Below are 26,490 nucleotides of genomic sequence, written 5' to 3' on the forward strand. Positions count from 1 at the left end.
TCACTCATGAGATTCCGTGGTGTATTGATGCTGATCTTCGCGGCGCTGGCAGGCTTGCTGGCCATCGTGCTTGCAACACAATGGATGCGCTCCCAGACGATGGGCTCCCGAGCCTCGCCCATTGCCGTGGCCACAACCGACATCCCGATGGGATCGATGCTGTCGCCCGAGATGGTCAGGCTGGCCCCATGGCCGGAAGAGGCCAGACCCGACGGGGCGTTCACCGACCTGGCCACGCTTCGCAACCGTGTCCTCGTGGCCGCGGTTCAAAAAGGTGAGCCCATCGTGGCCCGCCGTCTGGCGCCCGAAGGCTCCAAAGGCGGACTGACGGCCATCGTGCCACCAGGCAAACGGGCGATCACCGTGCGCGTCAACGATGTCGTCGGTGTGGCCGGTTTCGCACTGCCCGGCACCTATGTGGACGTCCTGGTCAACACCCAGGTCGGCCCGGAAGGCGGCGGCAAGCAGGAGTCGATCTCCAAGATCGTGCTGGAGCGCATCCTGGTGCTGGCTGTGGCGCAGGACGTCGAGCGCGATGCCACCAAGCCCCAAGTCTCCAACGCCGTGACGCTGGAAGTCACGCCCGAGCAGGCTGAGATTCTGGACCTGGCCAGAAGTGTTGGCGCACTCTCGCTGGTGCTGCGCAACCAGACCGAAGCCAAGGGTGCAGGTACCTCCGGCGTCACCAAGGACGAATTGCTCGGCCTGCGTGCCTCGGCTCCGGCCCCGACGCCATCGGCACCCAAAGCGGCACCGGCGCCGCGCGCCACCAGCGTCCGCGTGAGTGCACCGGCGCCCACACCACCGCGTCCCAAGGATTGCGTGGAAGTCATTCGGGCTGGCGCACACAGCCAGGAATGTTTCTAAAGTCCCCCCTGCCTGAGAACGAACATGAGTCAATCTATCAGTCCTCTCACGCTGGCCCGTTCTGCCTTGGGGTGGGCCGCCTTGTCATGCTGCCTGCTGACCGGCTCCTCCTGGGCCGCCGGCGGTGCCTGCAACCGTGTCGACATCGCCCCCATCGTCAAAGTGGCGCTGGGCAAATCGACCATCATCCGCCCCCAGAACCCGATTCAACGCATCGTGCTGGGGTCGGCCCCCACGACGGCCAACGCCAGCGCCAACAATGCGCAAGGTGCAGCCAGCAGCCGCAATGGCGCGGCCGATGTCGACGTCATGCTGCTGAGCCCCAATGAGGTGTACCTGCTGGGCAAGACGCTGGGCTCCACCAACATCGTGCTGATGGACCGCAGTGGCACGTGCACCGCCTTCGACGTGCTGGTCAGCATGGATGCCCTGGGGCTGCAGAGCTTGATCCAGGAGCTGGTGCCCCAGGAAAAGGGCATCAAGGTCACCACGGCCAATGAAGCCATCGTGCTGTCGGGCGAAGTCTCGGACAACGAGGCCCTCACGCGGGTCGTGGACCTGGCGCAGGCCTTTGTGGGCAACAGCGCCACCGGATCGGGCGCTGGCAGCCGCAACACCAAGATCATCAACATGCTGGGCGTGGGTGCCCCCCAGCAGGTGCTGCTTGAAGTCAAGGTCGCGGAAATCTCCAAGACCCTGCTCGATGAGTTCGGCATCGATTTTTCAAGGGCTTTCGTGAACGCCAGAGGCAACACGGTTCAGGCGCTCAGTGGCCTGCTGGGCGGCGCGCCGCTGACGCTCGACAAGTTCAAGGGTGTGGGCACGGACTCGGCCCTGAGCTCCGTGGGCGCCACCGTTGGCGGCACGCTGGGCAGCGGGACAGGCGCGACGGCGGGCAACGTCACGCGCACCCCCGTCTTCGACAGCAACGGCAACCTGCTCTACAACAACTACACGACCACCTTTGGCACGGTCCCGGCCAAGAGCGTGAGCAGCACCAAGCTGAACATGCAAAAGACCGATGGGCTGGTCAAGGTGCTGGCTGAGCCCACCATCATGGCCATCAGCGGCCAGACCGGCAGCTTCCTGGCGGGCGGCAAGATCCTCATCCCCGTGAGCCAGAACAGCTCCTCCGGCGCCACCAGCTTCACGCTGGAGGAAAAAGAGTTTGGTGTGGCGGTGAGCTTCACGCCCACCGTGCTGGGTGGCGGCCGCATCAACCTGCACGTGCGCCCGGAAGTCTCCGAGCTCAATGCAACAGGCGTCTCCATCGCAGGCCTGGCAGGCAACACGGTCCTGCCTTCGTTCACGTCGCGCAAGGCTGAAACCACCGTGCAACTGGCTGACGGCCAGAGCTTTGCCATCGGTGGCCTGGTGAAGAACAACGCCACGACCAGCATCACGGCCTTCCCCTTCCTGGGCGAGCTGCCCGTGATCGGGGCCCTGTTCAGGAGCTCGCAGTTCCAGACCGATCGCACCGAGCTGGTCTTCATCATCACCCCGCGCCTGGTCAAGCCGCTGCCGGCCGACTTCAAGCTGCCCACTGACGGCTATGTGCCGCCAAGCCGCTCGGACCTCATCCTCGAAGGTCGAACGGAAGGCAAGCGCGCGGATGACGACGCGCAGCACGAGGCACAGCAGCCCAAGGCCGACAGCCCGACATCTCACACGCCCCAATCTGCCAAGCAAGGCGGATTCGACCTGGGGTCGCCCAAGGAAAAGCCATGATGAACCGCATCCCTTCTTCCCTGCGCATTGCCGCCTCTGCGCTCTTGAGTGCCACGGTCGCCACGGTGTTGGCCGGCTGCGCGGCATCCACCTCACCGCAGCAGGACGCCCGTTTCGGTGACAGCGTTCACCGCCTCAACGAGCAGCAACGCCTCCAGCCGGAGGCCAGCCGCACCAATGAGGGCAAGACGCTCGGTGCCGATGGCCGCACGGTGCGCGCCAGTTCTGACCGCCTGCTGGAAAGCTACCGCACGCCGCAAGCCAACGAGGTTCAGAGCGTCGGCACCATTGGCAACGTTGGCGGGACGAGCCGTTGACCATGAAAGCCATCCACTGCAGCGGGCGCAAGCAAAGAGGCGCCTTCGCCATCTTCGCGGCCATCGCCATGGCGGTGTTGCTTGGCGCCATCGGGCTCGCCGTAGATGGTGGCCGCCTGTTGACCAACAAGAGCGAGTTGCAATCGGCTGCGGACGCCTGTGCGCTGGCAGCTGTATCCGAGCTGGTCTGCAACGCCACCGACGCGTCGTGCCTGAGCCGCGCGGCCAAGCGGGGCGTGGCACTGGGCAACCGCAACAAGAAGGACCTGCAGAGTTCGGACGTGACCATCACCGAAGCCGACGTCACCTTCTCGACCTCGATCAACGGCACCTTCGACAAGAGCCAGAATGCCGCGCGCTATGCCAAGTGTGCGGTCGCCCCGGCCGGCATCGCGCCGACCTTTCTGGGCATGCTGGGTATCAAGAGCATGCTGGCCAAGAGCACGGCTGTGGCCGGCCTGAGCGGCGGCCAGACCCTGTGCGTGAATGCGCCCATCGCCGTGTGCAGCGGAACGACCCTGAGCACGGGCCAATGGCTGGCAGAGGCCTACACCGACAAGAAGGGCACGCTGGGCGGGTCCGTGTTCAAGTGGGCACTGCTGTCTGGCAAGGGCGGCGCCAGCACCATTGCGGGGGCACTGGCCTCCAATGACAACACGTGCGCCTCCAAGGGCGACCCGGTGGTCTTTCCTGGTGTGGCCAGTGGCGTGAGCGACGAATACAACTCGCACTTCGGTCTCTACAAATCGGCCTCTACGGATCTGAGCGCCTCCAGCACGTCGATACCGGACAAGACGGGCTACGGCTACCCCACCGCGACCATCGGCGTGAACAACACCTCAGCCTATCTGGACTACCTGAGCAAGCGCAGCAGCAACGCGGCCTTCAGCCCCACCGACTACAAGGACCCCAGCGGTGGCAAGTCCTTCAACACCAATACCTACAAGAAGGTGGCCACCTCCGCCGAGTTGCTCAAGTACGGCAAGGACCGGCGCATCCTCACCCTGATCGTGGCGGACTGCAAGTCTTCTGCGCCCGCCATCACCGACAGCGCCTGCGTGCTCATGCTCAACCCCATGGACAACGGCAACGGCGCCAGCAGTACCCCGCTGTATCTGCAGTACCTGGGCAAGCCGGGCAGCAGCGGCACACCCTGCCAGACAAGCGGCCTGCCGGACTCATCCGGCACGGGCATCGGCAGCACCGTGCCCACCCTGGTGAATTGACATGCGCACAACCAGGATGCCGACCTTCACCCCCCGTACCCGCCATGCCCGGCAGGCAGGCGCGGTGGCCATTGAACTGGCCCTCGTCTCCATCCTGCTGGCCGTGATGATGTTTGGTGCGCTGGACCTGGGTCGCGCCATGTACGCGTACAACGAGATCGTTCAGTCCACACGCTCGGCTGCGCGCTATCTGGCCACCAGCACGACCATCGGCACCACCGAGATCACCCGTGCCCGCAACCTGGTCGTGTATGGCAACTTCTCCAGCAGCGGCCCTGCCTTGACCAATGAGCTCACGTCGTCCAACACGCACATTCAGTTTTGCTCACCCACGTATTGCGACATCGCCGGCAAGACCACCTCAGACATGAACAACCAGGCTGTCAGCGGCGCCAGCTCGGTCAACCTGGTGGTGGTGCAGGTGAGCAATCTGACCTTGGTGACCTACTTTCCCCAGGTGGTGGCCAACATGCTGTTTCGCCCGATCACCGTGACCTTCCCGAGGGTGAGCTGACATGTCCAAGCTGAGCGCCACCGCCAAGGCCGCATCCCTCTCGCTCCGCCAGCGCATGCGCGGCGCGACGACCGTCGAGTTCGCCTTGTGCTTTGTGGCCTTTCTGCCCCTGTTCTTCGGCGTCATCGAGCTGGCACGTTATGCCTACCTGCGCAATGCAGCCGCAGAAGCCGTGCGGCTGGGCGCCCGCACCGTGGCCGCGTGCGATGCCAACAGCACCACGCAAGACAAGGCCGTCAGCCGCATGAGGGAAGTGCTGCCACAGATCCCCTCCAGCTACAGCGCTTACGTGACCTTCACCAAAACGAAGAGCGACATGAGCACCACCTGCAGCAGCAACGCCGACTGCGCCTATGTGACCGTCACGCTCACCAACGTGCCCGTCGCCACCGTCATCCCGCTGGTTTCATTGAGCCTGACCATTCCCACGGTGTCATCCACCGTGCCCAGGGAAATCATGAGCAGCACCAACAACAGCTTCTGCAGTTGAGACTGCTCACCACCACATAAAGCGAGCGCGTATGCAGCATATCCATCTGGTCTGTAGCCCGAATGCCGCCCAAGGCTGGCAGGCAGCGCTCCGAGTCTCGCCTCGGGGATACCGCATCACCAGCACCACCAGCTCGCTCAGTGAGGCTCAAGCGGGCATCAAGGCCGAAATCCCTGATTTCCTGATTGTCGAGGCCCGCAGCACCGATGACTTCCGCGTGCTGCAACTGCTCGCGCAGGACCTGCCGGAACTCGATTGCATCATCGTCGGCATCCAGCCCGATGCCGACACCCTGCTGGGCCTGATGCGCGCCGGCGTGCGCGAGGTCTTGCCCGCCCACCCGGATGACACGACCCTGTCGCAGGCCGTCGAACGCCTGGCCCGCAAGCGCGGGGGCACACATCGCGCAGCGCGCAAGGCCAAGATCCTGTGCTTCATCAGCTGCAAAGGCGGCAGTGGTGCCACCTTCCTGGCGGCCAACCTCGCCGTCGCGCTGGCCGCAGACGGCGCCCGGAAAGTGGCCCTGCTGGACTTCAACCTGCAGTTTGGCGACGCCCTGCTTTTCATCAGCAGCCAGCAGGCGCACAGCCACGTGGCAGAAGTGGCCATGAACAGCGAGCGCCTCGATCAGGAGTTCCTCAAAGCCTCCATGCTGGAAGTGAGCCCCGGCCTGAGGGTGCTGCCTGCGCCCGAGGACCCTGCCCTGGCCGAAGAAGTCCACGCCAGCCATGTGCGCGCCATCGTTCAGACGGCCCAGTCGGAATTCGATTACATCGTGATCGACCTGGGTCGCACCCTGAACGCCGTGGCGCTGCAGGCGCTGGACATGGCCGATCAGGTCTATGCCGTGCTGCAACTGACGCTGCCCTTCATCCGCGATGGCAAACGCCTGCAGCAGATCTTCACCTCATTGGACTACCCCCCTGGCAAGATCAGCTGGATCGTCAACCGCTTTGAGAAGGGCGGGCAGCTCACGCTGGCCGACGTCAAGAAGACGCTCAAGATCGAGGACCTGTTCACCATCCCGAATCACTACGGTGTGGTGGCCGACTCCGTGAACCAGGGCGTGCCCGTCTCCAAGATTGCGCCCCACAGCCCCGTCACCTTGTCGATCGCCGAGCTGGCCAGCACCATCAACCAGGTTGAAAGCCCAACCGCTTCGCCCGCGGGCTTGCGCAGCATCCTGGGCAAGCTGGTGGGCAAACGCACTGGCGGGGTATCGGCATGAGCTTGCGTGAACGACTGGGACTGGGTGCCAATGGCGGAAAGGGCTTGCCGGCGGTAGCGCAGCCCTTGCCTGACGAGTCGCCCGATGGGGCCCTCAAGCCTGAGGCAGATGGCACCACCACCCTGGCCATGCTGACGCCGCAGTCCGTCCAGCAGGCCGCCGCCGAAGCCACCCCGGCAGTGACCAAGGCCTATCAGCAGCTCAAGACGCGCGTGCACCAGCAGGTGCTGCGCCGCCTGGACATTGACGCGCTCGATCGCCTGCCTCCCGACCGCCTGCGCGATGAATTGAAACTCCTGGTCGAGCAACTGCTTCAGGAAGAGAGCATCGCGCTCAACGCCGTGGAGCGCCGCGCGCTGGTCACCGAGATCCAGGATGAAATGCTGGGCCTGGGCCCGCTGGAGCCCCTGCTGCAGGACCCCTCCGTGTCCGACATCCTGGTCAACACCTGCAGGCAGGTCTATGTCGAGCGCCACGGCAAGCTGGAGATGACCAACATCGCCTTCTCCGACAACGCGCACCTGATGAAGATCATCGAGAAGATCGTCTCCAGGGTCGGGCGGCGCGTGGACGAGTCCAGCCCCATGGCCGATGCCCGACTGGAAGACGGCTCGCGCGTCAACGTCATCATTCCGCCGCTGGCCATCGACGGGCCGATTCTGTCCATCCGGCGTTTTGCCTCGACGCCGCTGCAGATGAGCAACCTGATCAGCTACAAGTCGCTGTCCGAGGAGATGGCCCTGTTCATGGCTGCGGCCACTGAGGCCGAGGTCAACATCGTGATTTCAGGCGGCACAGGCTCGGGCAAGACCACGTTGCTCAACATCCTGAGCAGCTACATCCCGGCCACAGAGCGGATCGTCACCATTGAAGACGCTGCCGAGCTGCAATTGCAGCAGCCCCACGTGGTGCGGCTCGAAACCCGGCCGGCCAACGTCGAGGGGCGCGGCGAAATCACACAACGGGCACTGGTGCGCAACGCGCTGCGCATGCGGCCTGACCGCATCGTGCTGGGCGAAACGCGGGGCCCAGAGGCCCTGGACATGCTCCAGGCCATGAACACAGGCCACGAAGGCTCGATGACCACCATCCACGCCAACACCGCACGCGACGCGCTGTCCCGGCTGGAGAGCATGATCGCCATGGCCGGCGTGGACCTGCCCACCAGAGCCGCGCGCAGCCAGATTGCGTCGGCCATTGGCCTGGTCATCCAGACCAACCGCCTCACGGATGGCACCCGCCGTATCACCAGCATCACGGAGATCGCCGGCATGGAAGGCGACGTCATCATGATGCAGGAACTGTTCTGCTTCAAACAGACCGGCGTGCTGTCGGACGGCACCGTGCAGGGCTACTTCTCTGCCACCGGGGTGCGCTCCAGACTCTGGGAAAAGCTCGTTTCAAAGGGCATCCGACTACCCGAACACTTGTTCGATCCCGTCAGGCAGGTCGTCTGACAGGCCGCTCAGGAACACACCATGAACGCAACCTACCTGATGTTCGTCATCCTGGCCTTTCTGGCCGTGGTGCTCGTACTGGAAGGCCTCTATCACACCTTCTTCGCCGGGCGATCGCGCGAAGCCAGGCGGATCCGCCACCGCCTGTCGCAACTCAACGATGCGGGCCGCAGCATCGAGCTGAAGATCACGCGCGAAGAAGAGCAGACGCGTCTGAGCGAGCTGGCACGTTGGCTGATGGAGCGCACCTGGGGCAAGAAGCTGACCCTCTACGTTCACCAGGCCGACGCCGGTCTGCACGCGGCCGACATGGTGCTGATCTCTGGCGCGCTGTTGCTGGCCGGGATACTGGCCGCCGCACTGACCGACAAGCCTCTGAGCTTTGGCGCCGCCGTGGGCGCGGCACTGGCCGCAGCCCCCTGGTGGTTCATCACCTACCGCCGCGACAAGCGCATCCAGAAGCTGGAGCAACAGTTTCCCGAAGCGCTCGACATGATCGCGCGGGCCATGCGCGCAGGCCATGCCTTGACCCTGGCGATCAAGATGTGCGGCGACGAACTCCCGGGCCCGCTCGGCCCTGAGCTCAGAGAGATGTCAGACGAGATCACGCTGGGCATTGCCTTCACCAACGCCCTGCAAGGCCTGGTGGAGCGGGTGCCCTTGCGCGATGTGACCTTCCTGGCCGTGGCCCTGACCGTGCAGCGGGAAACAGGCGGCAACCTCGCAGAGTTGCTGGACAAGCTCGCCAAGTTGATGCGCGAGCGCTTCAAGGTCATTGGCGACATCCGCATCAAGAGTGCAGAGGGGCGCATGTCCGCCTGGATTCTGGGGCTGCTGCCCTTTGCCATGGCTGCCATCCTGATGTACCTCAATCCCCAAGCCGTGTCCTTGCTCTGGACGGACCCCTCCGGCCGAGCCTGGCTCACACGCATGCTGGTCCTGATGGCCATTGGCATCTTCTGGATCACGCGCATCGTTCGCATCAGAGCGTGACGGAGCACCACACATGTCGACCTGGATCGTTCTCATCTTCTTCTTCATCGCGGCCGCCCTGCTGGCCGTGTGGGTCTTTGACGCGCTCTTCCCAGACGAGGCGCGGCGCCGGCTGGCAGACCTCGTCGAGTCGTCGCCGCATGCGGCACGGCGGGTTCGACGCAACCATCTCATTGACGTGCTGGCGCGCGTCACCGAGCCGATCAGCAAACTCGCCACGCCTGACAAGGACAGCCTCGATGAAATCACCTTGTTGCTGGCCCACGCCGGCCTGAGGCAGAAGGCGGCCTCTGCGGCGTATTTCGGCGCCAAAGCCGCCTTGACCCTGCTGCTGCCGCTGATCACCCTCACCGTGCTGCCACTGCTCAAACCAGGCCAGCAGACATTCAGCCTCGTCACGGTGCTGGTGCCCGCAGCCATTGGCTACTACCTGCCCACCCTGCTGTTGCGGATGGCAGTCAAGCACCGCAGGCAGCGCATCATCGATGGCATGCCCGATGCCATCGACCTCATGACCATCTGCGTTGAAGCCGGTCTGAGCATGGATTCGGCCATGACCCGCGTGGCCGAGGACTTCACCATCAGCAACCCTGTCCTGGGTGAAGAGCTCAAGATCATCGGCATGGAAACGCGCGCGGGCCTGAACCGCGCACTGGCTTTGCGCAACTTCTACGCCCGCACAGGTGTCGACGAAGTCGACAGCTTCGTGACCATGGTGATGCAGGCCGAACGCTTTGGCACCAGCATCGCCGAAGCGCTGCGTGTGCACTCCGACACCATGCGCACCAGGCGGCGCCAACAAGTCGAAGAAGCCGCGGCCAAGATCGGCACCAAGTTGCTGTTCCCCTTGATCCTGTGCCTGTTTCCCGGGCTGATTTTCGTGCTCGTGGGGCCTTCCGTGATCCAGTTCGTGGGCCTGATGTCGACCAAATGAATGAATGCGAGAACACCATCATGAAACATCACAAGCTGTCGATTTCATATACCGCCGTTCTGATTGGCCTGGCACTGGCTGGCTGTGCGAATGCCCCCAAAGGCACACAGGCCTTGACCATCAAGCCCGCGTACACGATCGGGCATGGGGGCGCCGTGGACGTGTCTTACGGCTACATCGTTCGTGCGCGTGAGGCCGAGGCCGAAAGCCAGCTGGAGCAGGCGGCAATCTGGTGGGCACGCGCCGTGGGTGCCGCGCCAGGACGCGCAGATGCACACCATGGCCTCGGGCTTTGCCTGGCACGCCTGGGCCGGCTTCAAGAAGGCGTTGGTGCCTTGCGTGAGGCCGCATCGCTGGCCCCCCACGACGCCCGCATCCTCAACAACCTGGGGCATGCCCTGAAGCTGCAAGGCGAGCGCGAGGAGGCCGTGGCCATGTTCAAGGCCGCACTGCAAGCCGACCCCGCGCATGCCCAGGCACGCTACAACCTGGCCATGCTGGAGCAACCTGCCATGTCGATGACGGTGGCCCAAGCCGAGCCAGGCGAGGCCGGCAGCGCTGCGGCCGCATCCACCGTGACGGCTTCATCGGGTGCGCCGCAGATGGCCCTCACGCTCACCACCATGCTGGGCGTTCAACAAACGCCGAATACGCCGCCCCTGACTCAAATCTCAACCACGGCGTCCATCGAACCACTGCAGCTCAAGGGAGCCGACAACATCAAGGTGGTGCCGCTCACGTCAGTGGCGCTCAACGACCAGGCTGTTCCCGCCTCCACCATGTCCATCACGCTCACGGGGCTGACGGTGGAGGTCTTCAATGGCAATGGCGTGGCCGGTGCCGCCAAAGGCCTGAGCCAGACGCTGGCCAAGCATGGCGTGCAAGCCAGTCGCATCGCCAACATGACGCGCTACGACACGGTCAATACCCGCGTGCTGTACCGCCCGGGCAAGGCCACCGAAGCGCGCCAGCTCGCCAGGCTCCTGCCCAGCCACAGTGAGCTGGTGGAGGCCACACCTGCCCAGGTGCAGGCCATGCGTGCCGATGTGCGCGTGGTGCTGGGCCACAACGTGAACCGTGTGGCGACAGACGGCACGGCCATCGAGGTGGCCATGATGGACACGCATCGCATGTAAGGCATCCGCCAGGCCATTGGCGGCAACCACCGCCTTTCAGGCCTGCAGGCACAGCGCCAGGAGGTCCTGGCGCCGCTGCGCTGCCGGCCCCATGAGCCCTTGCAGCTGCCAGGCATCGCACAAGCGCTGCGCTTGCCCATAGTCCTTCATGTAGCCATTGCCGCCCAGCAGCTGCACACCGTCGGTGGCCAGTGCGGTGGCGGCCTCGCCGCACTGCAGCAGCAAGGCTTGTACGCGTGAGGCGGCATCCTGATCGCCAGCCGGCCTGACCAGCGCACGCAGGGCCGACGACAAGGCCGCTTGCGCCATGGACAGACGCTCGTGTTGCACGGCCAGCAAACGGCGCACTTCCCCCCAGCCCAGCAAATTGCCACCACCCTGATGGCGCTCCGTGGCATAGGTCTGCGCGGTCTGCAAGCTGCCGTGCATCAAGCCACACAACATCGCCATGACACACGCCGCCAGTTGCGATGCCAGCCCCTGAAGTCGCGCTTCAAGCTGATCGCATTGCAGCTGGCCGCCCACCTGCGTCAGTTGCAGATCGGCCATGCCGGCTGCCTGCAGGCCCATGAAGCGGGCTCCGGCCTGTCGCACCACACCGGGCTGAGCCACCTGGAAACGGAACAGAGCCAGTTGCCCATCGGGCATCCGCACCGGTGTGACCATGGCATCTGCCGTCTGCCCCAACAAGCAGGCACTCAGGCGGCCCGACACCAGCCCCTTGCGGTCTACGCAAGGCCAGTCGTGGCGACCGACATCGTGAAAGCCGGGCCAGGCCCAGCGCTGCCCTGGCAAGGGCGCTTCGCCATCATCGTCACCATCAGGCACCCCGCGCCCATACCAGGCGAGCTGCGCCGCGCCATGTCCGTACAGCCACGCGGCGCTGCCCGCATCATGTTGGGCCAGGGCTTCCAGCACACGCGCCAGCGCCTCGGCCCCCATCCCGATGCCACCTGCGGCTTCAGGCAGGCACAAGTCCATCAGGCCCAGGTCCCGCATCTGCTGCGGGGATGGGGCCTGCGGCAGTTGTTCGACCACGCCCATCAGTTCGGCGGCCGCCTCGTCCATCCAGTCGATCATGTTGCATCCTCCCGAACGAACACGTGCACGCCCTCATCCGGCCGCAGCAGGCATTTGAAATGGTTGATGCGGTTGAGCTGATTGGTGCCTTCGTAAATCTGCAGCAGCTTGGCGTCACGCAGGCGCTTTTCAATGCCGCTGTCATGGGCCAGGCCATCGATGCCCAGCAGGCTCAGCGCCAGGCCGCAGTTCTGCATGGCCAGGTCGCTGCATGCCACCTTGGCCATGGAGCCCAGGCCCGATGTGAGGTTCTGCCAGGCCACCGGGTAGTGCGCCAGCAAACGGCGCTGAACCCAGTCGGTGAAGGCCGTGCTGTCCAGCAAAGGCGCGCTGCACACACGCATCAGCCCGCGTGGCAGCCAGCGCTCCAGCTGGTACAAGGGTGGCGTGAACAACAGGGCAAACAGGCCGCCCAGGCAGTTGGCCATGGCCGACTCCATATAGGCCAGGCGAGACATTGCGGCGTGCCGCCCCATGTCGGCCAGGGTGGTCTGCACCCATTGCTGCTCGATCAGGCGCCCCTGCTGGCAGCGCATGCCGGCCACCCGGTCTCGCGTGGCCTCGAACACCCCACGGGCCACGCCGGTGGCAAAGGCCCCCACGCCCGCGCGGGTGGACGACACCACGTAGTCGATCATGGTCTGCGCCACCTCGCGGTGCGCCCGGCCCAGCCTGGCTGTGTGGCGGGGCGCCAGGGCCACTTGCTGCACAGGCACCTGGCAGCGGTCGAACACGAGCTCAGAAGCCACACAGGCCTTTTGCCCCAGCTTGTGCTCCTGCGCCCCGAACGAGAAGCCCGACGCGCCCGTGCGCACCGCCAGCGCCACCATGGTGTCAGCGGGCCTGCGCCGGTCCTCATAGGCGATGACCATGTGCCAGGTCGACACATGCCCATTGGAGATGAAGACCTTGCGGCCATTGAGCTCGTACGCACCACCTGCTTGAGGCGTGGCCACGGTGCCCAGCCTGGCGCGGTCCACCAGCTCGGTCTCCTCGACGTCCGTGCCGGCGCCGGGCTCGGTGATGGCCAGCGACAGCAGACAGGGCTTGCCCTGGCGCTCGCCCTCGCAGACCTCCTTGAAGATCTGCCGCGCCAGCCGCAGGTTCCAGGTCGCCATGAGCGTGGCCACACCCAGGTAGTGCACGCCCACGACATTGGCCAGGCCCACGCACTGGGTCGACACCTCTTCAACAAAGGCGTACATGGACAGCATGTTCCAGCCATGCCCGCCAAACATCTTGGGCAGCCACATGGTGAACAGGCCCCAGCGGTTGGCCTCGGCAATGAAGTCCCAAGGCAGGTGCTGCGGATCGTCCTCGATGCGCGCGTCCAGTGCCAGCGCCTGCGGCATGACCACCTCGCGGTTGAAGCGCCGGGCCAGGTCGATGGCACGGGCCACGTCACGGCGCATGCCGCCGGGCAGCTCCTTCATGGCGGCCACGCTGGCCGACCAGTCCGCCAGGCTCTCATGGGCACCGTGATGGAAGATGTGGCTCTCGATGAACGAGGGCGAAGACGAGGACAAGGGTGGGCGGGCCATGGCGGGCGTGTCGAGCATGAGGCGCTCCTTACTTGGCCCGCAAGGTGGCCAGACGCATGATGTGCGCCCAGCTCACCGGCCAGATGCGCATGGGTGGCGGGAACAGGCCGCCGCCAATGTCGCAAGTGCGCATCGTGGCCTGCGTGGCCGGGCCGGCCTGGATGCCGATCGGGTCATTCGGCGCATCGCTCAGCTGCACCTTCAGGTCCATGCCGTTGGCATCGTGGATGGTCTCGCTGGGCCGCACGGTCAACAAGTGGCCAGGCAGAAAGGACAGGTGCCCGCGCACATTGACCTGCATGCGGCCGATGCCTGGTGGTGGCGCGCTCAAGCGCTCACGCACCTGGCCCTCAAAGCGCATCACCTCATGGCCGCGACGGGCCACCGCCCCACGGAAGCCCCCGTCCGCGGATTCCTCGAAGGTGATCTGCGCCATCTTCTTGGGATAACCCAGCATCTCGCGACCCCAGATCATGGCCTGATCGCAATCGACCACCATCCACGGGCAATGCAGGACCGGGAACAGCCCGAACAGCTTGGCGTGGATCAGGATCGCTGCTTCCTTGTACACACAGCCAAACGTGGTCTTGGGGTAGTCCGCGATGAACAAGGTGGCCTTGTAGGGCCGCGCCAGACGCAAGGGAAAGGGCAACCAGTCACGCACCTTGCGCTCGTCGATCGGGATGTCGCAAAACACCATGCGCGCGTGGTCCCACAGATTGGACTTGCCCAAGCCCATCCCACGCATCTCCCGAATGCTCGCCAGATAGCGGTTCGTCATGGTCATCCTTTCAGCAATACATGTATTGGTGAAATGATTCTGTGAAAGGCGCTCATCGGCGCGTTTGCGCCAGGTCAACGGAGCCCACGATGCCCATGAAAAAACGGGATTCCTTGATTCCGCCTGGTGGCACGCACGGCATTTTCTTGATTTAAATTACCAATAAATCCATTGCCGAACATGAGTCAATCACAACGCCCCCTCACGCGTGCCGAGTCCAAGCTGCTCACACGCCATCGCCTGATGCAGGCGGCGCTCGTGCTCATGTCGCAAGAAGGCCGGGAGGGTTTGACCACGTCCAGCGTGACCCGTGCGGCCGGCGTGGCCCAGCCCACCTTCTATGTGCACTTCGATTGCATGGAAGCCTTGCTGCGCGACCTGGCCACGCAAGCGGTGTCCGAGGTCCGGGCCGCCTTGATCGCGGCCCGTGCGCCCCTGCTCCAGGGCGGCGACCTGATGGCGGCCTCACGCGAGGCTTATCGGCTGTCGCTGCGGGCCATTCGCCAGCACGCCGCCTTGCTGACGGTGTTCCTGGGGGAGCGCTACAAGCCCGCGTCCGAACTGGGGCGCCATGCCCGCGAGATGCTGGATACCCTGCAGGCCGATCTGGTGGCCGCCGCCGACGCCATTCCCTTGGCACGCGACATGCCTCCGGCAAGATTGCAGCTGGTCGCAAGAGGCCTGGTGACCTTGAGCATCGAGTTCGGCCTGGCCCAGCACGAGTCGAAAGACTTCGACGAAGAGGATGCCGTGACCCTGCTGTGCGCGGCCACGCTGGGTTTGATCCAGGGCGCGGCCATCACGTCCTGACACCACCAACTGACATCACCCCTCGCCGTACACCACCATGGCCTGGCCTTCCGGCATCAGCTCCTTGAAGCGCTGCAGGGCCTGGTCGCTGGGGAACATGCGGGCCTTGTCGCCCAGTTCCACCTCGGCCCGCGCGGAGACATCGGGCGTGCGCCGCTCGACCACCACGCGAATGGGCAGGCCCTGCACGGTGGGCGGCAGATCAGGCTGCGGCGCCTCGATCTGGCGCGCCGGGAACTCGCGCAGGATGTCGGCCACGGGCAGCTTCTGGTCCTTGGCCAGCACACGCACGAAGCGGGCATAACGGCAACGCGCCGCCGGCAGGCTCATCACCTGCTGCACGTTCAGGCGCAGGCCACCCGAGAAGCGGTCGGTCTGCACCTTGCCGGTGATGATGACGAGTTCATCGTCCTTGAGCAGGTCCTTGTTGGCGTCCAGCGTGTCCTGGTTGGCCACGGCCTCGATCACGTCGCTCTTGTCATCGAGCTTGAAGATGGCCACACGGCCCCGCGTGCCATTGATGACGCGCAACTCGCTGATGATGCCCGAGACCACCTGTGGGTCGCGGCTGTCTTTCAGGTCACCGATGCGCTGCTTGGCAAAGCGGCGCACCTCGGACTCGGCCTCGTCAAACAAGTGGCCCGAGAGGTAAAAGCCGATGGCCGTCTTTTCCAGCGACAGGCGCTCTTTCAGCGTCCAGGGCTCGGTGGGCACCAGCTCGGGCTCGTTGGTGGACGCGGCATGGCTGTCACCAAAGTCGAACAGGCCGCCCTGGTCGGCATTGGCCACGAGCGTGTCGGCGTATTCGAAGGCCAGGCCCACGCTGGCCAGCAGGCCCGCACGATGCGGCTCCAGCGAGTCAAAGGCGCCGGCCTTGATCAGGGCTTCCACCACGCGCTTGTTGACCTGCTTGCGGTCCACGCGCGCGCAGAAATCAAAGAAGCTCTTGAAGGGCCCGTTCTCCTTGCGCTCGCGCACCAGGGCTTCAATGGCGCCCTGGCCCGTGCCCTTGACCGCACCCAGCGCATAGCAGATGGTCTTGTTGCCCGTGGGCACGAAGCGCCACTCGCCCTGGTTCACATCGGGCGGCGTGAAGGTGATGCCGAAGTTCTGCGTGGCATCGTCATGGAAGATCTTGAGCTTGTCCGTGTCGTCACTCGACACGCTCATGTTCCCTGAGAAGAATTCGGCGGTGTAGTGGGCCTTCAGCCAGGCCGTGTGGTACGCCAGCAAGGCATACGCCGCCGCGTGCGACTTGTTGAAGCCGTAGCCCGCGAACTTCTCCATCAAGTCGAAGATCTCGTTTGCCAGCTCGGGCTTGATGTCGTTCTTGGCTGCACCGGCCGCGAAGATCGAGCGGTGCTCGGCCATCTCCTCGACCTTCTTCTTGCCCATCGCGCGGCGCAGCATGTCGGCGCCGCCAAGCGAGTAGCCCCCCACCTTCTGGGCCACCTGCATCACCTGCTCCTGGTAGACCATGATGCCGTAGGTCTCCTTGAGCACGGACTCCATCAGCGGGTGCGGGTAGTCCACCTCTTCGCGGCCGTGCTTGCGGGCACAGAACGAGGGGATCAGGTCCATCGGACCTGGTCGGTACAGCGCCACCAGCGCAATGATGTCCTCGAAGACGCTGGGCTTGGCGTCTCGCAGCATGCCCTGCATCCCGCGGGATTCAAGCTGGAACACGGCCACGGTCTTGCCCTCCGACAGCAGCCGGTAGGCGGCCGCGTCATCAAGCGGGATCTTGGCGAAATCGAAGTCCTTCTGGTCCGGGTGGCGCGCGACGATGTAGTCCTTGGCCAGCTCCAGAATGGTCAGCGTGGCCAGGCCCAGGAAGTCGAATTTCACCAGGCCGATGGCCTCGACGTCGTCCTTGTCGTACTGGCTCACGGCCGAGTCGCTGCCGGGCTGCATGTACAAGGGGCAGAAGTCGGTGATCTTGCCCGGCGCAATCAGCACGCCCCCGGCGTGCATGCCGATGTTGCGCACCATGCCTTCCACGCGCATGGCGAGTTCAAGCAGCGAGGCCACTTCTTCTTCGGCCTTCTCGCGCTCTTCCAGCTCGGGCGCCTCTTTGCGGGCATAGATGATGCCGGGATCGGGCTCGGCCGGCACCCTGGCCAGGGTCACGCTCTTGCCCGGTGGTGCGGGGATCAGCTTGGCGATGCTGTCCACATGGCCATAGCCCATGCCCAGCACACGGCCCACGTCACGCAGCGCGGCCTTGGCGGCCATGGTGCCGAAGGTGGCGATCTGCGAGACGGCCTCGCGGCCATAGCGGTCCTTCACGTAGTCGATGACGCGGTCGCGGTTGCCCTGACAGAAGTCGATGTCGAAGTCAGGCATCGAAACCCGCTCGGGGTTCAGGAAGCGCTCGAACAGCAGGTTGTACTTGAGCGGATCCAGGTCGGTGATCTTGAGGGCGTAGGCCACCAGCGAGCCGGCACCGGAGCCCCGGCCCGGCCCCACGGGGCAGCCGTTGTTCTTGGCCCAGTTGATGAAGTCCTGCACGATCAGGAAGTAGCCGGGGAAGCCCATGTTCAAGATCGTGTTGATCTCGAAGTCCAGGCGCTCGACGTAGTGCGGCCGCTGGGCTTCGCGCTCGGCCTCCTTGGGGAAGAGGTGCACCAGGCGCTCCTCCAGGCCGGCATGCGACAGCTCACGGAAGAAGTCCGCCATGGGCTGCGGCTCGCCACTGGGCATGATGGGCGTGGGGAAGTTGGGCAGTTGTGGCTTGCCCAGCACCAGGGTCAGCGAACAACGGCGGGCAATGGCCAGCGTGTTGGTGATCGCCGAGGGGATGTCGGCAAACAGGGCCTCCATCTCGGCCGTGGTCTTGAAATGCTGATCCCGCGTGAAGCGCTTGACGCGCTTGGGGTTGCCCAGGGTCTCGCCTTCGGCAATGCAGGTGCGCGCCTCGTGGGCCTGGAAATCGTCCGGCTCCTGGAACTGGATGGGGTGGGTGGCCACCACGGGCAGCTTCAGGCGCGCGGCCAGAGGCACGGCGTCACGGATGTAGGGCTCGTTGCTGCTGTGCCCGCCGCGCTGCAGCTCGATGTAGAAGCGGTTCGGGAAGGTCTCGGCGAGCTTGCGGGCCTGGGCCTCGGCCTTGGCCACATCGCCCATCAGCAAAGCCTGCCCCACCAGGCCCATTTCGGCGCTGGACAGGCAGATCAGCCCTTCGTTGTTGGCCGCCAGAGAGGCCCAGTGCACCCAGGCATGCGTGCGCTGCCCCGGCGCCGTCCAGGCCTCGCCCAGCAATTCGCACAGGCGCAGATAGCCCTTGCGGTTCTGGATCAGCAGCAGCAGGCGCGTGGGGGCCTTGCCAGCTTCTTCAGGCTCCAGCCATACATCGGCGCCGATGATGGGTTGAACGCCCTTCTTCTGCGCGCTTTTGTACAGCTTGAGCGCACCGAACAGGTTGCTCAGGTCGGTCACGGCGACGGCCGGCTGCTTGTCCTTGGCGGCGGCAGAGACCAGGTCGTCGATGCGGACGGTGCCGTCAACGACCGAAAATTCAGTGTGGGAGCGCAGGTGTACAAATGCCATGGCGGCATTGTAGAGAGAGCACGGGCCCCGCCGTGCTCTTCATGCCTGGACTCAGGCGCGACGGCGCTTGAGCAAAGCCAGCGTGGCCAGCCCGAAACCGGCCAACAGCAGCGAGCCAGGCTCTGGCACGGCCGTCGTGGCGCGGAAGTCGTCGATGTAGACAGACAGGCTCTGCGCTTGTGGGCGCTGGTAGGAAATCTCGACGTAGCTCAATGCCGTGTCGCTGATCAGACCAATGAACTGATCGGCCCGGTCATTGCGATTGACTGGCAAGGACACCGACCCCACCAGACCATGGGCGTCATAGGCAGACATCGTGACATCGAAGGCCAGGCCAAAATCATCGTTACCGAAGTAAAAACCAACGGCCTGCATGGGTTGGCTGAAAGTGGCGACCAGCGGGCTGCTCTCAAGCGCAATGGTCAAACCGTTGGAGCCGGAGGGCGTCACGTTGTCGGCCCAGGACCCAGCCAGGCCGATCTGTGCGGCAGGCGAGAAGGTCACGGGGCCAGTGGTCGGGATGCCGCTTTCGAAATCGACCAACACATCGGTCGTCATTTGCGAAGGATCGGTCAACAGTTGAACACCGGCTTGTGCGGCGCCGGCAGCCATGGACAAAGCTGCGAGCAGTGGTGCAGCAAAACGAATTGATGACATGGAAATTCCCTGAAAACGGATTAAACCCATCCAAAATCAGATTGGGCACGAGATTGTTCCGATACAGGCCCCATGAGAACAACCCCGCGAACCAGGGAATAAGTCACACTTTTTCCCGAGTGTCACGAAATATTCTGGGTGTCACCCCCAGCCAGCGCCGAAATGTGCGGCTGAAATTGGAGGTGTCCTGGTAACCCAGGCGCTCGGCGACGGCCTCCACGCTCAGCTCGGTGTGCACCAGCAGCCAGCAGGCCAGCTCCTCCCGCACGGCGTCCAGCAGACGCTGGTAAGTCATGCCCTCTTCGCGCAGATGACGGATCAGCGTGCGCGGGGACACGTGCTCCAGCTCGGCCATCTGCTCCAGCGACGGGTAACTGCCATCACAGCCCAGCAGGCGGCGTTGCACACGGGTTGTGACCGTGCCCATCTGGATCTGGGTGAGCTGGCGTTCGCAATCGCGCAGGGCGGTGCGGAAGGCCTCGGGGTCAGATGCGATACCGGGGCTGCTCCACACATCCAGTGGCAGCTCCATGCGCAGTTGCGCGGCCCCGAATTCACTTTGCGGGCAGAACTCGCGGTAGTGCTGGCCCCAAGGCGGCTCCGGGAAGGGCCACTGAACGCGCACGCGGGCCCGCAGGTCCTGCCCGGCGATGGTTTCAAACATGCGCAACATGGCCGCCGCGATGTGCCCGACGATGTACTCGCGCACATCCGGCGCAGACAGCACCTCGGTCAACACCAGGGCAAAGCCGCCCTGCGTGTCCACGTCCATGCGGGCCAGGCGCAGGCGCACATCGGTGAAGCGCTGCAGCAGGAGCATGGCCTCGCCCACCGTGCCGGCGGCCATCGCCGCATAACCCAGCGCGCCGTGGGCGGACAGCTGCGTGCTCAGCCCCACTTGCAAGCCCAGCCAGGGGCATTGCGTCAGCGCCAGGGCCCGCAAGACCAGGCGCCGGGTCTGCTCGAAGCTCAGGAACAGGTTGCTGCCATGCAGCTCGGCCCAGTTCAGCCGCGTGCCCTGCAGGATCTCGTCTTCACTGAAGCCCCGACGCCGCAACTCGGCGCAGATCAGGCGCGCGTAAACGGGGTGCAGGGAGGGCTTCAACCAATCGGCCGGCGCATGCATGTCAATCTGGGGTGCCGGGTGGGCATGTCACTAAATGACGATATTCTGCCAGCGCAAACGGTGTCGCGCCCAGGCGGGAAAACGCACAGTCTCGTCATGGTTCATGGAACTTGAGGAGACACATCAATGCCTGCTGCCCTGCCGCTTCCCACACAAGAACAAGACCCCGCCAGCTACCGCGACCGCAAGAAGATCATGTGGTTGCTGTCGGTCATCGCGCCCGCTACCGTGGTGGTGGGCCCCGTGGCCTACCTGAACGGCTACACCCACCCGCTGTGGTTCTTCGCCAGCATGCTGGCGATCTACCTGGGCGTGCCCTTGCTGGATTACCTGCTCGGCGAAGACCTGAGCAACCCGCCCGAAGGCGCCGTGCCACGCCTGGAGGCCGATGGCTACTACCGCTGGATCAACTACCTGGTGGTGCCCGTGCTGTGGGGCAGCCTGTTGTTCAACGTGGTGTTCCTGGCCACGCACGATCTGGCCTGGTATGAATGGCTGGCCACGGTCATCATCACCGGCTCCATGCTGGGCTTTGGCCTGAACCTCAGCCACGAGCTGGGTCACAAGAAGGACTGGATCGGCCGCAAGATGGGCCTGTTCAACTCGGCGCTGGGTGGTTATGGCCACTTCTCGATCGAGCACAACCGCGGCCACCACCGTCACGTGGCCACGCCGGAAGACCCGGCCTCGTCCAAGATGGGCGAGAGCATCTACCGCTTCATGTTCCGTGAACTGCCTGGCGCCTACTTCCGCGCCTGGGACCTGGAAACCGAACGCCTGGACCGCGTCGGCAAGTCAGTGTGGAGCCTGGACAACGAGATCGTGCAAGCGGGCCTGGTCACCGCCCTGCTGTACGGCGGCCTGATCGCGGCCTTCGGCCCGAAGATGGTGCCCATCCTCGCCATCGTGGCCTTCTGGGGTGCCTTCCAGCTGACATCGGCCAACTACATCGAGCACTACGGCCTGGTGCGCCAGAAGAAGCCTGATGGCCGCTACGAGCATTGCCAGCCGCACCACTCGTGGAACAGCAACCACATCGTGTCCAACCTGATCGTGTTCCACCTGCAACGCCACTCGGATCACCACGCCAACCCGACGCGCAGCTACCAGTCCCTGCGCAACTTCCCCGAACTGCCCACCCTGCCTTCTGGCTACTTCGGCATGTTCCTGGCTGCGTATGTGCCGCCTGTGTGGTTCGCCATCATGGACAAGCGCGTGATCAAGGCCGTGGGCGGTGATGCAGACCGCATCAACTTCCTGCCCGCCAAGCGCGCGATGCTGATGCGCCGTTTCGGCCTGACTGAATCGGCAAGCACCCCAGCTGCCCAGCCCACACTCAAGCAAGCCTGATCAACCAGCAGCCAGCTTGCTGGTACGCATCCCGCGCCGCGTTGATGGTCAAGCCGTCAACGCGGCGAGTTCGCGTTTCAGATTGGCACGCGCGCTGTCTTCCCACTTGGCCCGCAAGGCCGGTGTGAAGTAGATCTGGGGCCGATCCAGAAAAGCTTGCAGGACCTTGGCGCGGCCTTGCTTGTAGGCCGGCTCGGGTACCCAGGCGTACTCCTGGGCCACCTGTTGCGCATAGCGCTCATAGGCTTCGGGCGAGGCCGCCAGGACGCCCAGATCCAGGTCCAGGAACACCGCGGTGTCCGGGTCGCCATCGGTCCATTCGTGGCGCTGGGTGGCGCGCACCTTGCGCTGCACCGACTCGATCAGCGCGGGCTCGGCGCCCGCCTGGCTCAGCATCTCGCCGGCCAGCACGGCACTGCGCTCTTCGTTGTCGGCCTGCTGCGTGTCGTAGATGGCATCATGAAACCAGATCGCCAGCATCACGGCCCGCTGGTCCTGGATCAGATCGCGGTGCGCGAACTGCCCTTGCAGCAAAGCCTCGATGTGCCCCATGCCGTGATAAGCCCGATGGGGCTCGGCATAGCGCTGCGTCAGGGCTTGGCGGATGGTGTCGAGCATGCCGCCACCTTATCAGCCTCAATCCGCCTTGGGCACAAGGGGTGCCTGGTCCACCAGGGCCAGCAAGCCCTGATACGGCAATAAGTTGGTCTTGACGACCTTATCGATCGGCTCCTTGAAGCCGTCCTGCATCCAGCGCGAGGCCAGCAGCACGTTCAGGCCGATCATGCCGTCGGCCAGCAGGTCCAGATTGATCACGGCGGCCCTTTCCTTGGGCACGAGCAAATGCAGGTGCTGGCGCATCATGGCCGAGTAGTCGCGTGCCGTGGCACCACTGAGCGCGGCCACCTCGTCGTTCACGCCCAGCGAATCCACCAGCATCACGCGACCCCGCCTTGGGTCGTCGCGGATGAACTCCAGGAACACGCGCATGGCGGGCTCCAGCATGCCCAGCGGGGTCTGCTCGGCCTGCTTGATGGAGGCAATCGTCAAGGCCATCAACTGCTCACGCAACTCGGCGTAGGTCGCCAGAAACAGCTGCGGCAGCGTCTTGAAGGACTCATAGAAGTAGCGCTCCGTGAGGTGCGCAGCCACGCACACCTCGCGCACCGTCGTGGCGTGGAAACCTTTGGTCCCGAAAACCTCCAGCGCGCCGTCAATGAGCTTGGCTCGGCGCAGGCGCTGGCGCTCTTCTGGCAAGACACCACCGTAGCGGCGCTTGTTCGGGGGGGATGTGTCGGAAATTGCTGCGTCCATAGGGATCCCTATATTGACATGAATCATTGTCAAAGTTAGTCTGACAATAATCCTTGTCAAAAATCAATGCGCTTTCAGAAAGATCTCCGTATGAAGCCGAACGAATTCAAGCAGCCGGTGGGCGCCGGCCAGGGTGCCGCCGGGGTGGAGCGGCACCGCATCATCGTCGTCGGCACGGGATTTTCAGGCCTGTGCATGGGCGTCAAGCTCCGCGAAAACGGCGAGGACGACTTCGTGCTGCTGGAGCGCGCCCAGGACGTGGGCGGCACCTGGCGTGACAACACCTACCCCGGTTGCGCCTGCGATGTGGAGTCGCACCTGTACTCCTTCTCGTTCGAGCCCAACCCGAACTGGTCGCGCATGTACGCGCCCCAGCCCGAAATCTACGCTTACCTCAAGCACGTTGCCACCAAGTACGACCTGCTGCGCCACATCCGCTTTGGTGCCAACATCACGGCCTCGCGCTATGACGAGGCCCGCAAGGTCTGGGTGGTGCAGGCCGACGACGGCCGCGTGTTCGAGGCCGATGTGCTGGTCTCCGGCATGGGCGGGCTGAGCAACCCAGCCATCCCCGGTATCGAGGGCCTGGACACGTTTGAGGGCACCACCTTCCACTCCGCCACCTGGCGCCATGACTATGACTTGACAGGCAAGCGCGTTGCCGTGATCGGCAGCGGCGCCAGCGCCATCCAGTTCGTACCGGCCATTGCACCCAAGGTCGATCACCTCACCTATTTCCAGCGCACGCCGCCCTGGGTCGTGCCCAAGATGGACCGCCCCATCAAGCCTGAAGAAAAAGCCGACTTCGCCGCCAACCCCTGGCGCCAGAAGATCGCGCGCACCAAGCTGTATTGGACGCTGGAGGCCCGCTTCCTGGCCTTCAAGTTCAAGCCCGAGTGGATGAAGCTGGTGGCCAAGGTGGGCAAGCACAAGATCGCCCAGGCCGTGAAAGACCCGGCCCTGCGCGCCAAGCTCACGCCCGACTACACGCCCGGCTGCAAGCGCCTGCTGATCTCCAACGACTACTACCCTGCCCTGGCACGCACCAATGTCGAGGTCGTCACCGAAGGCATCCAGGAGATCACCCCGCGTGGCGTGCGCACCCAGGATGGCCGCGAACACGCGGTAGACGCCATCATCTTCGGCACCGGCTTCAAGGTGCAGGACCCGATCCCGCCCAAGGCCGTGTTCGGCAAGGGCGGCGCAGACCTGTCCGAAGTCTGGAAGCAAGGCGCCGAGGCCTATATGGGCATCACGGTGGCGGGCTTCCCCAACTTCTTCATGCTGATGGGCCCCAACACCGGCCTGGGCCACAACTCCATGGTCTTCATGATCGAGTCGCAGGCGCACTACATCGTCGCGGCACTCAAGACCATGAAGGAGCGCCGCATCAAGGCGCTGGAAGTCAAACCCCAGGCACAGCAGCGCTTCGTGGCCGATGTGCAGGCTGACCTCAAGAAGACCGTGTGGAACTCAGGCTGCAAGAGCTGGTACATCGATGACAAGGGCCGCAACACGACGCTGTGGCCAGGGTTTACATTTGCCTACCGTTTGAAGACCCGCCGTTTCAACCTCAACCCTTACTTCACAGAGCGCGCATGAGCATTCAATCCGTCATTGCCAACATGGTCCTGCGTTATCAGTTCAAGCGCGCAGGGCGTGGGCCATTGAACGTGCACAAGGCGCGCCACATGGTCAACAAGGCGGCCAAGCGCTACCCGGCGCCCCCACCCGAAATCAAGCACACACCTGTGGCTGCACAACCGGCCAGCGCCTTGTGCTCGGCCGAGTGGTTGAGCGTGGCTGCGCCTAAGCGCACGGTGCTGTACTTCCACGGTGGTGGCTACTTCTTCTGCGGCCTGGAAACGCACCGCCCCACCTGCGCCTACCTGGCCCGCACGGCCCAAGCCCAGGTGCTGTCGGTGGACTACCGCATGGCCCCCGAGAACGTCTTCCCCGCCGCGGTGGACGACGCCGTGGCCTGGTGGAAAGAGCTCTTGAACAAAGGCATCGACCCCAAGAGCGTGGTGTTCGGTGGCGACTCGGCTGGCGGTGGCCTGGCCCTGGCCTGCCTGGTGGCCTCGCGTGACCAGGGCCTACCCATGCCGGCCGGTGCCGTGCTGTTCTCGCCCTGGAGCGACCTGTCCTGCTCGGGTGACACCATGAAGTCCCTGGCTGATGCGGACGTGATGTTCAACCCCGAATCCCTGCCTGAAGCCGCGGCGCTGTACCTCAACGGCAAGCCCAGCAACACGCCACTGGCTTCGCCCCTGTTCGCCGATCTGAAGGGCCTGCCGCCCTTGATGATCCACGCCAGCAAGCACGAGATCCTGCTGGCCGACTCCACCCGCCTGCACGAACGCGCACAGCAACAAGGCGTCCAGAGCGAGCTGCACCTCAAGGCCAAGATGCCCCATGTGTGGCCCACCATGCTGATGCTGCCTGAAGCACGCCAGACCTTGAAAGAATGCGGCGCCTTCATCGCCCGCGTGACCGCTTAACCTGATTGCCTGAGGAACACCCATGAAGTCATTCAAGAACAAGGTTGCCGCCATCACCGGCGCCGCATCGGGCATGGGCCGCACGCTGGCCGTCGAGCTGGCGCGCCGCGGCTGCAACCTGGCCATCAGCGACGTCAACGACGCCGAGCTGGTCAAGACCGCCGAGCTGGCCAGCCAGCATGGCGTGCGCGTCACCGTGCGCAAGCTGGATGTGTCCAAGCGCGATGAGGTCTATGCCTGGGCCGACGAGGTCGTGCGCGACCACGGCAAGGTCAACCTGATCTTCAACAATGCCGGCGTGGCCCTGACCGCCCCCGTCGAGCACATGAAGATCAGCGACTTCGAGTGGATCATGGGCATCAACTTCTGGGGCGTGGTGTATGGCACCCAGGCCTTCCTGCCGCACCTCAAGGCCTCGGGCGAAGGCCATGTCATCAACACCTCCAGCCTGTTCGGCCTGATGGCCGTGCCCACCCAAAGCGCCTACAACGCCAGCAAGTTTGGCGTGCGCGGCTTCACCGAGGCCCTGCGCATGGAGCTGGACATGGAAGGCGCCTGCGTCAGCGCCACCTGCGTGCACCCGGGCGGCATTGCCACCAACATCGCCAACGCCGGCAAGGTGGACCCGGTCATGGAAAAGCTCACCGGCCAGAGCGTGGACGCCCACAAGCGCCGCGCCAACAAGCTGATCAACGTGACCACCGCCGAATCGGCTGCGCTGCAGATCCTCAGCGCGGTGGAAAACAACGAGCGCCGCGTGCTGGTGGGCAATGACGCCAAGAAGCTGGACAAGGTGATCCGCCTGTTCGGCTCGGCCTACCAGGTGCTGGTGATGAAACAGTTGCGCAAGATGAACAAGCCGCGCCAGCCCGCCCGAAGCGCGGCATGATG

At 64.5% G+C, this 26,490-nt stretch carries 24 protein-coding genes; 16 read left to right on the forward strand and 8 right to left on the reverse strand.

The window, feature by feature from the left end; all coding sequences use genetic code 11:
- The first annotated feature begins 6 nt into the window (after nucleotides 1-6).
- The 11 genes from cpaB (at nucleotide 7) to HY019_RS06000 (ending at nucleotide 10,890) form a co-directional block, all read left to right on the forward strand.
- The gene (gene cpaB / locus HY019_RS05950) at nucleotides 7-867 is read left to right on the forward strand and encodes a Flp pilus assembly protein CpaB (protein WP_290689214.1); all 861 of its coding nucleotides are present in this window, start codon (nucleotides 7-9) and stop codon (nucleotides 865-867) included.
- Nucleotides 868-891: 24 nt separating this feature from the next.
- Entirely contained in the window at nucleotides 892-2,595 is a 1,704-nt protein-coding gene (locus tag HY019_RS05955) for a type II and III secretion system protein family protein (RefSeq protein WP_290689215.1), read from the forward strand.
- Nucleotides 2,592-2,912, forward strand: a complete 321-nt coding sequence (locus tag HY019_RS05960) for a hypothetical protein (protein ID WP_290689216.1) — start codon at nucleotides 2,592-2,594, stop codon at nucleotides 2,910-2,912. The genes HY019_RS05955 and HY019_RS05960 overlap by 4 nt, the downstream gene beginning before the upstream one ends.
- Nucleotides 2,913-2,914: 2 nt before the next feature.
- Complete coding sequence (locus HY019_RS05965) at nucleotides 2,915-4,138, forward strand: pilus assembly protein TadG-related protein (protein ID WP_290689217.1); 1,224 nt, start codon at nucleotides 2,915-2,917, stop codon at nucleotides 4,136-4,138.
- 1 nt (nucleotide 4,139) lies between these two features.
- The gene (locus HY019_RS05970) at nucleotides 4,140-4,652 is read left to right on the forward strand and encodes a TadE/TadG family type IV pilus assembly protein (protein ID WP_290689218.1); all 513 of its coding nucleotides are present in this window, start codon (nucleotides 4,140-4,142) and stop codon (nucleotides 4,650-4,652) included.
- Between the two features lies 1 nt (nucleotide 4,653).
- Complete coding sequence (locus tag HY019_RS05975) at nucleotides 4,654-5,142, forward strand: TadE/TadG family type IV pilus assembly protein (RefSeq protein ID WP_290689219.1); 489 nt, start codon at nucleotides 4,654-4,656, stop codon at nucleotides 5,140-5,142.
- A gap of 31 nt (nucleotides 5,143-5,173) precedes the next feature.
- Nucleotides 5,174-6,370 (forward strand): AAA family ATPase, encoded by a 1,197-nt coding sequence (locus tag HY019_RS05980; RefSeq protein WP_290689220.1) that lies wholly within the window; start codon nucleotides 5,174-5,176, stop codon nucleotides 6,368-6,370.
- Between the two features lie 128 nt (nucleotides 6,371-6,498).
- Nucleotides 6,499-7,827, forward strand: coding sequence for a CpaF family protein (locus HY019_RS05985; protein ID WP_290689361.1), 1,329 nt, complete (start codon nucleotides 6,499-6,501; stop codon nucleotides 7,825-7,827).
- 21 nt (nucleotides 7,828-7,848) lie between these two features.
- Nucleotides 7,849-8,820, forward strand: coding sequence for a type II secretion system F family protein (locus HY019_RS05990; protein WP_290689221.1), 972 nt, complete (start codon nucleotides 7,849-7,851; stop codon nucleotides 8,818-8,820).
- A gap of 13 nt (nucleotides 8,821-8,833) precedes the next feature.
- A complete protein-coding gene (locus HY019_RS05995) occupies nucleotides 8,834-9,754 on the forward strand; it encodes a type II secretion system F family protein (RefSeq protein ID WP_290689222.1) in 921 nt (306 codons plus the stop codon).
- Between the two features lie 20 nt (nucleotides 9,755-9,774).
- The gene (locus HY019_RS06000; RefSeq protein ID WP_290689223.1) at nucleotides 9,775-10,890 is read left to right on the forward strand and encodes a LytR C-terminal domain-containing protein; all 1,116 of its coding nucleotides are present in this window, start codon (nucleotides 9,775-9,777) and stop codon (nucleotides 10,888-10,890) included.
- A 36-nt stretch (nucleotides 10,891-10,926) separates the two neighbouring features.
- Here the strand turns inward: HY019_RS06000 and HY019_RS06005 are convergent, their stop codons facing one another.
- The 3 genes from HY019_RS06005 to HY019_RS06015 are packed head-to-tail and all read right to left on the reverse strand — an operon-like array spanning nucleotide 10,927 to nucleotide 14,292.
- Entirely contained in the window at nucleotides 10,927-11,970 is a 1,044-nt protein-coding gene (locus HY019_RS06005; protein ID WP_290689224.1) for an acyl-CoA dehydrogenase family protein, read from the reverse strand.
- Nucleotides 11,967-13,529, reverse strand: coding sequence for an acyl-CoA dehydrogenase family protein (locus HY019_RS06010; RefSeq protein ID WP_290689225.1), 1,563 nt, complete (start codon nucleotides 13,527-13,529; stop codon nucleotides 11,967-11,969). The genes HY019_RS06005 and HY019_RS06010 overlap by 4 nt, the downstream gene beginning before the upstream one ends.
- Before the next feature lie 10 nt (nucleotides 13,530-13,539).
- A complete protein-coding gene (locus HY019_RS06015; protein WP_290689226.1) occupies nucleotides 13,540-14,292 on the reverse strand; it encodes an acetoacetate decarboxylase family protein in 753 nt (250 codons plus the stop codon).
- Nucleotides 14,293-14,472: 180 nt separating this feature from the next.
- Here HY019_RS06015 and HY019_RS06020 point away from each other — a divergent pair, with 180 nt between their 5' ends.
- A complete protein-coding gene (locus HY019_RS06020) occupies nucleotides 14,473-15,102 on the forward strand; it encodes a TetR/AcrR family transcriptional regulator (RefSeq protein WP_290689228.1) in 630 nt (209 codons plus the stop codon).
- A 15-nt stretch (nucleotides 15,103-15,117) separates the two neighbouring features.
- On the opposite strand, the gene dnaE is transcribed toward HY019_RS06020, so the two are convergent.
- The 3 genes from dnaE to HY019_RS06035 all read right to left on the reverse strand — a co-directional run bounded on the left by dnaE (nucleotide 15,118) and on the right by HY019_RS06035 (nucleotide 20,434).
- Nucleotides 15,118-18,651, reverse strand: a complete 3,534-nt coding sequence (gene dnaE, locus HY019_RS06025) for a DNA polymerase III subunit alpha (RefSeq protein ID WP_290689230.1) — start codon at nucleotides 18,649-18,651, stop codon at nucleotides 15,118-15,120.
- Nucleotides 18,652-18,702: 51 nt separating this feature from the next.
- Nucleotides 18,703-19,308: a PEP-CTERM sorting domain-containing protein gene (locus HY019_RS06030; protein ID WP_290689232.1), complete on the reverse strand. Its 606-nt coding sequence runs from the start codon at nucleotides 19,306-19,308 to the stop codon at nucleotides 18,703-18,705.
- A 103-nt stretch (nucleotides 19,309-19,411) separates the two neighbouring features.
- Nucleotides 19,412-20,434 (reverse strand): AraC family transcriptional regulator, encoded by a 1,023-nt coding sequence (locus HY019_RS06035; RefSeq protein WP_290689233.1) that lies wholly within the window; start codon nucleotides 20,432-20,434, stop codon nucleotides 19,412-19,414.
- Between the two features lie 126 nt (nucleotides 20,435-20,560).
- Between HY019_RS06035 and HY019_RS06040 the strand changes: the two genes are divergently transcribed.
- Nucleotides 20,561-21,784 carry an alkane 1-monooxygenase gene (locus HY019_RS06040; RefSeq protein ID WP_290689234.1) on the forward strand — a complete coding sequence of 408 codons (1,224 nt, stop codon included), beginning with the start codon at nucleotides 20,561-20,563 and terminating at the stop codon, nucleotides 21,782-21,784.
- A 48-nt stretch (nucleotides 21,785-21,832) separates the two neighbouring features.
- Here the strand turns inward: HY019_RS06040 and HY019_RS06045 are convergent, their stop codons facing one another.
- Together HY019_RS06045 and HY019_RS06050 are read right to left on the reverse strand one after the other, a co-directional pair.
- A complete protein-coding gene (locus HY019_RS06045; RefSeq protein WP_290689236.1) occupies nucleotides 21,833-22,402 on the reverse strand; it encodes an N-methyl-D-aspartate receptor NMDAR2C subunit in 570 nt (189 codons plus the stop codon).
- Nucleotides 22,403-22,420: 18 nt separating this feature from the next.
- The gene (locus HY019_RS06050; RefSeq protein WP_290689238.1) at nucleotides 22,421-23,098 is read right to left on the reverse strand and encodes a TetR/AcrR family transcriptional regulator; all 678 of its coding nucleotides are present in this window, start codon (nucleotides 23,096-23,098) and stop codon (nucleotides 22,421-22,423) included.
- A 90-nt stretch (nucleotides 23,099-23,188) separates the two neighbouring features.
- On the opposite strand from HY019_RS06050, the gene HY019_RS06055 reads away from it, so the two are divergent.
- Genes HY019_RS06055 through HY019_RS06065 form a run of 3 tightly spaced genes read left to right on the forward strand, consistent with a single transcriptional unit; the run spans nucleotide 23,189 to nucleotide 26,488 of the window.
- Nucleotides 23,189-24,700 (forward strand): NAD(P)/FAD-dependent oxidoreductase, encoded by a 1,512-nt coding sequence (locus tag HY019_RS06055; RefSeq protein WP_290689239.1) that lies wholly within the window; start codon nucleotides 23,189-23,191, stop codon nucleotides 24,698-24,700.
- A complete protein-coding gene (locus HY019_RS06060; RefSeq protein ID WP_290689240.1) occupies nucleotides 24,697-25,599 on the forward strand; it encodes an alpha/beta hydrolase in 903 nt (300 codons plus the stop codon). The genes HY019_RS06055 and HY019_RS06060 overlap by 4 nt, the downstream gene beginning before the upstream one ends.
- Before the next feature lie 22 nt (nucleotides 25,600-25,621).
- A complete protein-coding gene (locus HY019_RS06065; RefSeq protein WP_290689242.1) occupies nucleotides 25,622-26,488 on the forward strand; it encodes an SDR family oxidoreductase in 867 nt (288 codons plus the stop codon).
- Nucleotides 26,489-26,490: the final 2 nt, after the last annotated feature.

Origin of the sequence: Aquabacterium sp., assembly GCF_016195855.1 — a bacterium.
GTDB lineage: Bacteria > Pseudomonadota > Gammaproteobacteria > Burkholderiales > Burkholderiaceae_C > Aquabacterium.

Coding starts and splice junctions, on each gene's coding strand:
- HY019_RS06050 (WP_290689238.1), bottom strand. CDS start 23,098: ATGGACGCAGCAATTTCCGACACATCCCCCCCGAACAAGCGCCGCTAC.
- dnaE (WP_290689230.1), bottom strand. CDS start 18,651: ATGGCATTTGTACACCTGCGCTCCCACACTGAATTTTCGGTCGTTGAC.
- HY019_RS06065 (WP_290689242.1), top strand. CDS start 25,622: ATGAAGTCATTCAAGAACAAGGTTGCCGCCATCACCGGCGCCGCATCG.
- HY019_RS05970 (WP_290689218.1), top strand. CDS start 4,140: ATGCGCACAACCAGGATGCCGACCTTCACCCCCCGTACCCGCCATGCC.
- HY019_RS06020 (WP_290689228.1), top strand. CDS start 14,473: ATGAGTCAATCACAACGCCCCCTCACGCGTGCCGAGTCCAAGCTGCTC.
- HY019_RS06000 (WP_290689223.1), top strand. CDS start 9,775: ATGAAACATCACAAGCTGTCGATTTCATATACCGCCGTTCTGATTGGC.
- HY019_RS06005 (WP_290689224.1), bottom strand. CDS start 11,970: ATGATCGACTGGATGGACGAGGCGGCCGCCGAACTGATGGGCGTGGTC.
- HY019_RS06010 (WP_290689225.1), bottom strand. CDS start 13,529: ATGCTCGACACGCCCGCCATGGCCCGCCCACCCTTGTCCTCGTCTTCG.
- HY019_RS05990 (WP_290689221.1), top strand. CDS start 7,849: ATGAACGCAACCTACCTGATGTTCGTCATCCTGGCCTTTCTGGCCGTG.
- HY019_RS05980 (WP_290689220.1), top strand. CDS start 5,174: ATGCAGCATATCCATCTGGTCTGTAGCCCGAATGCCGCCCAAGGCTGG.
- HY019_RS06030 (WP_290689232.1), bottom strand. CDS start 19,308: ATGTCATCAATTCGTTTTGCTGCACCACTGCTCGCAGCTTTGTCCATG.
- HY019_RS06055 (WP_290689239.1), top strand. CDS start 23,189: ATGAAGCCGAACGAATTCAAGCAGCCGGTGGGCGCCGGCCAGGGTGCC.
- cpaB (WP_290689214.1), top strand. CDS start 7: ATGAGATTCCGTGGTGTATTGATGCTGATCTTCGCGGCGCTGGCAGGC.
- HY019_RS06015 (WP_290689226.1), bottom strand. CDS start 14,292: ATGACGAACCGCTATCTGGCGAGCATTCGGGAGATGCGTGGGATGGGC.
- HY019_RS05995 (WP_290689222.1), top strand. CDS start 8,834: ATGTCGACCTGGATCGTTCTCATCTTCTTCTTCATCGCGGCCGCCCTG.
- HY019_RS05955 (WP_290689215.1), top strand. CDS start 892: ATGAGTCAATCTATCAGTCCTCTCACGCTGGCCCGTTCTGCCTTGGGG.
- HY019_RS06035 (WP_290689233.1), bottom strand. CDS start 20,434: ATGCATGCGCCGGCCGATTGGTTGAAGCCCTCCCTGCACCCCGTTTAC.
- HY019_RS05985 (WP_290689361.1), top strand. CDS start 6,499: ATGCTGACGCCGCAGTCCGTCCAGCAGGCCGCCGCCGAAGCCACCCCG.
- HY019_RS05960 (WP_290689216.1), top strand. CDS start 2,592: ATGATGAACCGCATCCCTTCTTCCCTGCGCATTGCCGCCTCTGCGCTC.
- HY019_RS05975 (WP_290689219.1), top strand. CDS start 4,654: ATGTCCAAGCTGAGCGCCACCGCCAAGGCCGCATCCCTCTCGCTCCGC.
- HY019_RS05965 (WP_290689217.1), top strand. CDS start 2,915: ATGAAAGCCATCCACTGCAGCGGGCGCAAGCAAAGAGGCGCCTTCGCC.
- HY019_RS06045 (WP_290689236.1), bottom strand. CDS start 22,402: ATGCTCGACACCATCCGCCAAGCCCTGACGCAGCGCTATGCCGAGCCC.
- HY019_RS06060 (WP_290689240.1), top strand. CDS start 24,697: ATGAGCATTCAATCCGTCATTGCCAACATGGTCCTGCGTTATCAGTTC.
- HY019_RS06040 (WP_290689234.1), top strand. CDS start 20,561: ATGCCTGCTGCCCTGCCGCTTCCCACACAAGAACAAGACCCCGCCAGC.